Source organism: Endozoicomonas sp. ONNA2, from assembly GCF_024606365.1.
GTDB lineage: Bacteria > Pseudomonadota > Gammaproteobacteria > Pseudomonadales > Endozoicomonadaceae > Endozoicomonas.
This window is the reverse complement of record NZ_JAHHPO010000080.1, coordinates 1-4,301: the sequence shown is the minus strand read 5'-3', so window position 1 is coordinate 4,301 and position 4,301 is coordinate 1. Positions and strand designations below refer to the sequence as shown.

The following is a 4,301-nucleotide window of genomic DNA, read 5'->3' as shown; positions in this document are numbered from 1 at the left end:
ATATAGATTATCTCGATTTATACTCTGATTATCGTTATTTCATCACTGAATTTATTAGAGTCGTATCATGAAAAACAGTGGTATCAATGGCTGGATTGAGCTGAAGAGACAGACCCCGCACTTTGAAGCGATGGTAAACTGCAGGCGTATTCTGAAAAAGACAACGCCGTGGAACAACATGGTGCTTTTTTTTAAAGAAGCGGATAAGCACATAAAGTAGTGATTGGCGGATATTAAATGAATCTTGTTAACATAATCAGGTAGTCTGATGAAATCATATTTCCTGACTAGCCGGCCGGTCGGGTTGAGAGTTCGCAACTCCACCCCCTAGTTACGGCTATGCTTCCAACATTTCACCTTATTTAGTAACTGTCTACTCAGCCAGAAATATATAATTCCATCCGGCAAACTATTTAGCTCTCATCCAAAAACTCTGTAGCCCCTTTAGTAAAAGTCTTGGGAGGCTGTCCGGGAATAGCGCCCATAGCGAGGATGAAAAAGAGTTTTGTTTTAACACGTTACAACCAACTTTCGGGGCCTGTGGAGGACTTGATGCGATTTTTCTGTAAATTTATAGCGCATTAAATCTCTGCAGCCATTAGGCCCAAGGGCCAGATTTTTTGGATGAGAACTACTTTTGGATGAGAACCAGTTAACACAATAAGGGATCACTCAACAAAAACTCGCAAACAAAGTCTAACAATATCTTTCTGTCTGAATCTGATAATTTTTAGAAGCCAAAAAGAAGCTAAAATTTTTATCTGTGCAAAAAATTGCATAAAAGTACCAGTGATATTTTTAGTATTTGAAAAATATTCAAAATAGCCATCGGGTTAATCATAAAGAAACAAATTTTCCCACTATATATCGCTGATACTCACCACATTAACGTTTCAAAATCAGGCATTCTAAATAATATTGTACTTTAGTGTGCTAAATGAAAATGGCAAAAAATGGGTATGTGTTCTATATAAATTGACTGATTATAACGAAACAATGCTTTCAATAGGTTTTCTGAGTTTTAACCATAGGATCTACATCCTTAAATCGCTCAGAAATTGAACTAAGTAGTTGGCCGAATGGATTCGTATATTTCTGGCATGAGTGGGCGTTTACTTTGCAAGGCGTAACTCTGGGAGCATAGCAGTAGATATGTGACCGTAGTTGCAACCCTGCAGACTGACTGTCAACTTGCTCAGAAAATATGATTTCATTTGGTTACCCGCTTCGTATTGGCAGTGTTTCCTTATTTCTGGCTTGATCTATAAAACTTAGAGAAAGCAGCTGTCCCTTCATACACACATTCGATATGGAATACATTGGTATACCCATGAAAAAGATAACTTCGCTCTTAATTGCTCTTACTGTCTCTGCAGTTTCTTCAATGGCTATGGCCGCAGGATGGGAAGATGACTGGCCGGAAAGTGATGCTTTTGTTGGTCTTGAAGGAGGCTATGCCAAGACCACGGTAAAGGTTGACGGATTATCTGGCGATGACAAAAGTGATAATACCGGTTTCTTTGGGGTTCGACTTGGCAGCTTCTGGCAAGACGAAGCCAGAGCCTACCTGACAGTCGGTTATCTCAAGCCCAAAGATGCCCATTGGAATTCTAATGGTACGGATTACAAAGTCCACGATATCAAACAGCTGAACCTGCTGGTGTCTGCTGATTATCTGTTTATGCCCGACTGGGAAATCCAACCTTTTGTTGGCCTGACTATTGGTGCGACAGAGACAAAAGCCGAAGGCTCCAATATTCCAGTTTCTGTTTCCAATACAGCAGATGGCAGCTTTGAGAAAAAATGGTCTTTCGCTTACGGTGCTCAAGCTGGCGTAATCTATCAAATTGATAATATTGACCTTGAAGCCGGGTTAAGATATCTGACTAACAGTACTTCTCATCACTACAAAGACCATCACAATGTCAAGCTGGAAGTAAACGACTCCCGCCAAATTTATCTGGCGGCATCCATTCATTTCTAAGCTACATCTGAAAGGCCCTTTCCTGATAGCAGGCAAGGGCTTACTCCCTGATCACATGCGGCACAAACCTTGAGCTGTCCCTGGTAATCACTGAGACATCCTCCCTTATACCGATTCCAGCCGGACGGTCGGCAACAACCCAACTACCGACCAATGTGTGATTTCCGGCAAACACCGGCAGAGGCTCATATTTCTGCAAAACAAAGCCACTATCTCCATAGGGTCCATCAACAGCCACCGTCGTCTTTCCATTGACCATAACGGAGATGTTTGCCCCTTCCCTGGAAAAAACAGGCTTCCTGACGAAGTGATTGCCCAGGTCATCCCCCGGCTGTTCATCGTCAAAATAGCTGGGGAGCAGGTTGGGATGACCCTTAAACTCCTGCCAGAGAAAAGGCAGGATCGCTTTATTTGAAAGAATGGCTTTCCATGGCGGCTCGAGAAATACTGTTTCACATCCCGGAAGGTACGTCCCGAACGCTTCTTCAAACATGAACTCCCAAGGGTAGAGTTTAAACATTCCGGGAATGGTTCTGTCTTTGAGGTCGGTAAATTTTCCCTCCACACTGATACCAATGTCCTCTGTATAAATAAACCTTGTACTGAGCCCGGCCTGAACAGCACAGTCTCGGAGGTATTCAACCGTTCCATAGTCTTCTTCCGATTCTTGACTGCAAGAGAAGTAGAGAGGCTCACCGGCCATTTTCTGCTTTTTCAGGAGAACCAGTGCTTCAATCAGCATTTCCTGAATGATATTGAACTGGTCTATGTCCACAGGGAGCTTCTTTTCTGCCACCATTTGCTCCAGCCAGAGCCATTGAAAGAAAGCAGATTCATACAATGACGTGGGCGTGTCTGCGTTGTATTCATAGAACTTTGCCGGAGATTTGCCATCGTATGAGAAATCCATTCGTCCATACATATGAGAATCCCTTCTCAACCAGGATTCTCGGACATAGTCCCAGAAAAATCGGGGAATTCGCAGACACTCCATCATCTGCTCTGAATTGACCGCTTTATCCACCAGATGCAGACACATCTGATGAATCTCAGCGGTGGGATCTTCAATATCCTGCTCCACCTGCCTCATGGTGAACTGATAATAAGCCGTCTCATCCCAATAGGTTTCACCGCCAATGGTGTGGAATTTAAACCCAAGGGACTCTGCCAGTTTGGTCCAGTCTTTTCTGGGCGTGGAGGTAATACGCAGCATTATCCCCCCCAGCTTCCTCTTGCGGCAGAACGGCTGCCAAAACCACCACGTTTCATGGTGGTGGTCTTTATTGAAGGCTTTGTTATTGAAGGCCTGGCTGTTGCTTTTTTATCAACGATCACCTTTCCCTGCTGATAACTCCTGCCGACCCTGTCGTAATTACCTGTCCGGAAAAAACCGCCACTGCCAAGATAGAGAGGAATAACCGTAAAGGAACTTCTATTCGAGCCAGGCTCTGCGGCAAGCATAAAGCCTTCCATGGTGGGAATATACTCTCCGGAGGCCAGCTGCTGGCAGGTAGTGCCAAAGTCCTGCTGACAGTCTGGGGCGGTATTGTACCTAGGTGCCATCATTAAATGGTTCTGCCAGGCCTTGTTGTATTCATGTCGGCAAACGGAATCCGATATCACGCCATCTTTAATGCAACTGGCTACGTCCTGGTAAACCAATGCTTCCCTGGCTGAGTCTGTACAGCCACTGAGCACAAGCGGAGCAGTTCCCATAATGACCAGCTGTAACTTCTTTGAACGCTTCATTATTCCCTTAACTCCGGTACTAATAGGTCAAACAGGCAGCGTTCAATAAACCGGCTGCGATGGATACTCCTCCAAGCCAGATACCACTAGCCAGCTTATTGTCGGCGATATGCTCTGAGATTTGTGGAATTAACAGCCTTAGCCCGAAAAATGTAGCCAGCTGAACAACCAGGGCAACGCCACCCCAGAGCGCCATATCCACCAGGTTAATGGAGTTTTCAATGACACTGGCCAGGGGCAGGACAAAGCCAATTAAACTGCCAGCAAAGGCAATCGCTGCAGCGGACACATCCGCCTTGATCAACTTCATCTCAGCATGGGGAGTACACCATGTGTAAACCAGGACATAAACCCCCGTTAACACCAGCGCAACGGCAAAATAGCCAAGAAAAAGAGGAACGCCGGCCAGATAGTCGGTAATGGCAATCATACTGTTACATCCTGAACATTATTGGAACTGACTGGTAAGGATACCCCTGCCGGGCCGGAAATTCATTGGTGCACGGTGATTAACCCGGATATTTCATAAACTGCCCCGTATCTCGCGCACGACCACATGGATGTGGGA

The 4,301-nt window shown here is 45.1% G+C and carries 5 protein-coding genes; 2 read left to right on the top strand and 3 right to left on the bottom strand.

Annotation, left to right across the window (positions count from 1 at the left end):
* The first annotated feature begins 67 nt into the window (after positions 1-67).
* Both KDK14_RS01425 and KDK14_RS01420 read left to right on the top strand, forming a co-directional pair.
* The gene (locus KDK14_RS01425; RefSeq protein WP_257263232.1) at positions 68-220 is read left to right on the top strand and encodes a hypothetical protein; all 153 of its coding nucleotides are present in this window, start codon (positions 68-70) and stop codon (positions 218-220) included.
* 1,089 nt (positions 221-1,309) lie between these two features.
* The gene (locus KDK14_RS01420) at positions 1,310-1,984 is read left to right on the top strand and encodes an outer membrane beta-barrel protein (protein ID WP_306671427.1); all 675 of its coding nucleotides are present in this window, start codon (positions 1,310-1,312) and stop codon (positions 1,982-1,984) included.
* Between the two features lie 40 nt (positions 1,985-2,024).
* Here KDK14_RS01420 and KDK14_RS01415 read toward each other — a convergent pair whose 3' ends face one another.
* Genes KDK14_RS01415 through KDK14_RS01405 form a run of 3 tightly spaced genes read right to left on the bottom strand, consistent with a single transcriptional unit; the run spans position 2,025 to position 4,163 of the window.
* The gene (locus KDK14_RS01415; protein WP_257263230.1) at positions 2,025-3,197 is read right to left on the bottom strand and encodes a glutathionylspermidine synthase family protein; all 1,173 of its coding nucleotides are present in this window, start codon (positions 3,195-3,197) and stop codon (positions 2,025-2,027) included.
* On the bottom strand, positions 3,197-3,733 hold the full coding sequence (locus tag KDK14_RS01410; RefSeq protein ID WP_257263229.1) for a DUF1190 domain-containing protein: 537 nt from the start codon (positions 3,731-3,733) through the stop codon (positions 3,197-3,199). The genes KDK14_RS01415 and KDK14_RS01410 overlap by 1 nt, the downstream gene beginning before the upstream one ends.
* Positions 3,734-3,752: 19 nt before the next feature.
* Positions 3,753-4,163, bottom strand: coding sequence for a DUF350 domain-containing protein (locus KDK14_RS01405; RefSeq protein ID WP_257263228.1), 411 nt, complete (start codon positions 4,161-4,163; stop codon positions 3,753-3,755).
* Positions 4,164-4,301 lie beyond the last annotated feature (138 nt).